The organism is Actinomadura sp. HBU206391 (assembly GCF_014323665.1).
GTDB lineage: Bacteria > Actinomycetota > Actinomycetes > Streptosporangiales > Streptosporangiaceae > Actinomadura_C.
In genome coordinates this window covers 1-3,316 of the sequence record NZ_JABVEB010000430.1, presented here as the reverse complement: position 1 = coordinate 3,316, position 3,316 = coordinate 1, and the positions used below count along the sequence as shown (strand labels likewise).

Here is a 3,316-nt window from a genome sequence, read left to right as displayed (position 1 = left end):
GTTCCCAGCACGCCGTCGAGCCCGGAGGCCAGCAGCGCCTCACCACCGGCGGCGGCGCTGCCGAGGGTCAGCTCCAGCGCCTCGATCCGGGCGCGCAGTGCGGCGACGGCCCGCTGCGCCCGCTGATCGGCCTCCCGAGCGGCGGCGACTCCGGCTCTGGCCTCCTTCAGCTCGCGCTCGGGACCGGCGACGGCGGCACGGGTCTCCTCCACCGCGGTCTTCGCCGCGGCGAGCGCCGACTGTGCACGCTCGTGGTCTGCGACCAGCTCAGGGTTCTCGTCGGCCTGGGTGTCCTGTGCGTCGTACTCCGTCTGAGCCGCCTTTGCACGTTCCTCGGCCTCGGCGCGAGCGACGGCGAGCCGGCCGATCTCGGCCTCGGCCGCCTGTGACTTGCTGCGCAGCGCTTCGACGCGGCCGCGGAGCCTGGCCAGACCCTCGCGACGGTCGGCGGCGGCACGCGTGGCCTCATGCAGCCTGCGTTCCTCGTCCTTGAGCAGCAGTTCGGCCTCAGTGCGCTCGCGAACGGCCTCGGCGAGGCCCTCCTCGGTCCCCTCCAGCCGGCCGCGCAGCCATTCCTCCTGCTCGCGCACCTCGGCGGCCTCGCGCTCCATGTCCTCGGGATCCCGGCCGCGCCGCTCATCCTCGCCGCCCTCGACGGCATGCCGGTGCCGCGCGGCGGCCAGGTCCGCGACCCCGCGCAGCCGCTCCTTGAGCGAGGAGAGCTGAAACCACGTGTCCTGTACCTGGATCAGCCGGGGGGCCTCGGCCTGTGCCTCGGCCTCCAGCTCGGTCTCGCGCTCCTGTGACTCGGCGAGCGCCTGCTCCACCGAGCGGCGCCGCTCACGGACCGCCGCCTCGTCGGCGGCCTCGGCCTCGAGTCTGGTCCGCAGCGTGAGGAGATCGTCGGCGAGCAGGCGCAACCGCGCGTCCCGGAGATCGGCCTGGATGACGGCGGCCCGGCGGGCGATCTCGGCCTGCCGGCCCAGGGGTTTGAGCTGGCGGCGCAGCTCGCCGGTGAGGTCCTGCACGCGGGTCAGGTTGGCCTGCATCGCGTCCAGCTTGCGCAGCGCCTTCTCCTTGCGCTTGCGGTGCTTCAGAACGCCCGCGGCCTCCTCGATCACCGCGCGCCGCCCCTCAGGGCCGGAGTGCAGAACGGCGTCGAGCTGGCCCTGCCCGATGATGACGTGCATCTCCCGGCCGATGCCCGAGTCCGAAAGCAGCTCCTGGACGTCCAGGAGCCGGCACGGATCGCCGTTGATGGAGTACTCGCTCTGACCGGATCGGAACATCAGCCGGCTGATGGTCACCTCGGTGTAGTCGATCGGCAGCGCGCCATCGGAGTTGTCGATGGTCAGCACGACCTCGGCCCGGCCGAGCGGCGGCCGGCTCGCGGTGCCGGCGAAGATGACGTCCTCCATCTTGCCGCCGCGCAGGGACTTCGCGCCCTGCTCGCCCATGACCCACGCGAGCGCGTCGACGACGTTGGACTTGCCGGAACCGTTGGGCCCGACCACACAGGTGATGCCCGGCTCGAAGCGCAGGCTGGTCGACGAGGCGAAGGACTTGAAGCCGCGCAGCGTAAGGCTCTTCAGATACACGCGCGCGCTCCCGTGGCCAATCTCATCCTTCAGGGGCCGACCCCCTGATCAGTGGAACGATACCCGTCGGCGGCCCGCACCTCCGGTTTCAGGGACCTACCCCGGCAAATCTGCCATGCCGGATCGCCATGCGCGGCCTTCCGGGCGAAGCGTCCCGTCTTTCACCGCCGGATGTCTCCCAGGCCGATCCGGTTCCCATGCCGTCACTTTGCGTAACAGCCATGGTCGTACGCGCATCCTCGGTCACCAAATAAAGGACCGATGGCGATCTGTTAATGGAATTGCTGGACTAGCGGAAAATCCGGACAAAACAGAAGGGACGTCGTTAGACGTCCCTTTCAGCCTTGGCGCAGACGGTCAGGTCAGCGCCGGTTCACGGTCCTTAGACGCCAAGGTCAGGACCTCGTCCTGACCCACCGACGCCAGCGCGTCGTTCTCCGCCCGAAGCCGTACCAGCTCGGCTTCTAGATCCCGAACACGCCGCTGCAGACGCCGCATCTCGGCGACCATCCGGGGGTCGGGACCGCCGACGTGGCCGAGTATAGCCTTCGCCATGATTAAGGGTCCTCCACGCTGAGTGACCAGCAGGGATCGCGCACAAAGAGCAAGGTGAGCCGATGCGCGTATCATCTAGAGTCGCACCGGCCGGAGTGTCGGTCAAGACGGACATCACAGGCCGGTAACAACCTGTCCCCACAAGTTTAGCAGGTACAAACCGGAAAGCCCTACCCGATCATCGCTCCACGAAACCGGACAGGTCGCCACGGGACTCTGTCCACCATTCGGTGACACCAGAGACCCTTCCCGGTGTTCCTTGGCCGCGCAACAGTTCGAGCAGCCGCTCACAATCGGTCCGCGGACCCTCCGCGACGACCTCGACCCGACCGTCCCGCAGATTGGTCGCGGAACCGACGAGGCCGAGCTCCAACGCCCGCGCACGGACCCACCACCGGAACCCCACGCCCTGCACGGTGCCACGGGCCCATGCGGTCAGCCGAACCACCTCGTCCCCCACGAGTCCCGATAGTACGACGAGCAAGCCCCTGCCCCTCCGTGATCATGAAATGGCATGACCAAAGGGCCGCGAGGGGCGCGGCGCTGTCTGGACTGAGGAGCGCAGGGAGCGAGGAACGAGCGACCGGAGCGACGAGGGAAGACAGCGCCGTCAAGGCGCCCCGAGCCCGCGAGCGGAGCGAGCGCCATCAACACAGCCATCAAACGCGCGCGCGCCTGGGCCAGGGCTGGCAGCGGGGGCAGCTGTAGGACGAGCGGTTCATGAAGGCGTCGCGGCGGATGGGCGTGCCGCAGCGGTCACAGGGCTGGCCGCCCCGGCCGTAGGCGTGCAACGAGCGATCGAAGTAGCCGCTGTCGCCGTTGACGTTCACGTACAGGCTGTCGAACGACGTGCCGCCGACGGAGAGCGCGGCGCTCATGACCTCGCGCACGCCCTGCAGCACCCGGGTCACCTCGGCCCGCGTCAGCGTCTCGGTCGGGCGGGCCCAGTGCAGGCGGGCGCGCCACAGCGCCTCGTCGGCGTAGATGTTGCCGACCCCACTGATCAGAGATTGGTCGAGGAGTGCCCGCTTGATGCCGGTCTGCCGCCGCCGGAGCGCGCGATAGAAGGCCTCGTCGTCGAACGCCTCCTCGAGCGGGTCGCACGCGATGTGCAGGATCGGCTCGGGGACGCGTCCGACGTGCTCGCTCGGCGCGGCGGCGAG

The 3,316-nt window shown here is 69.5% G+C and carries 4 protein-coding genes; all 4 read right to left on the bottom strand.

Annotation, left to right across the window (positions count from 1 at the left end):
* The coding region (locus HKK72_RS37785) for a chromosome segregation SMC family protein (RefSeq protein WP_187239188.1) at window positions 1-1,598 on the bottom strand (1,598 nt) is incomplete at its 3' end.
* Between the two features lie 357 nt (window positions 1,599-1,955).
* On the bottom strand, window positions 1,956-2,153 hold the full coding sequence (locus tag HKK72_RS37780; RefSeq protein WP_187239187.1) for a hypothetical protein: 198 nt from the start codon (window positions 2,151-2,153) through the stop codon (window positions 1,956-1,958).
* Window positions 2,154-2,331: 178 nt separating this feature from the next.
* Entirely contained in the window at window positions 2,332-2,613 is a 282-nt protein-coding gene (locus HKK72_RS37775) for an acylphosphatase (RefSeq protein WP_187239186.1), read from the bottom strand.
* Window positions 2,614-2,812: 199 nt separating this feature from the next.
* Window positions 2,813-3,316 (bottom strand): zinc finger domain-containing protein (locus HKK72_RS37770; protein ID WP_315987647.1); only part of this gene is annotated, 504 nt, incomplete at its 5' end.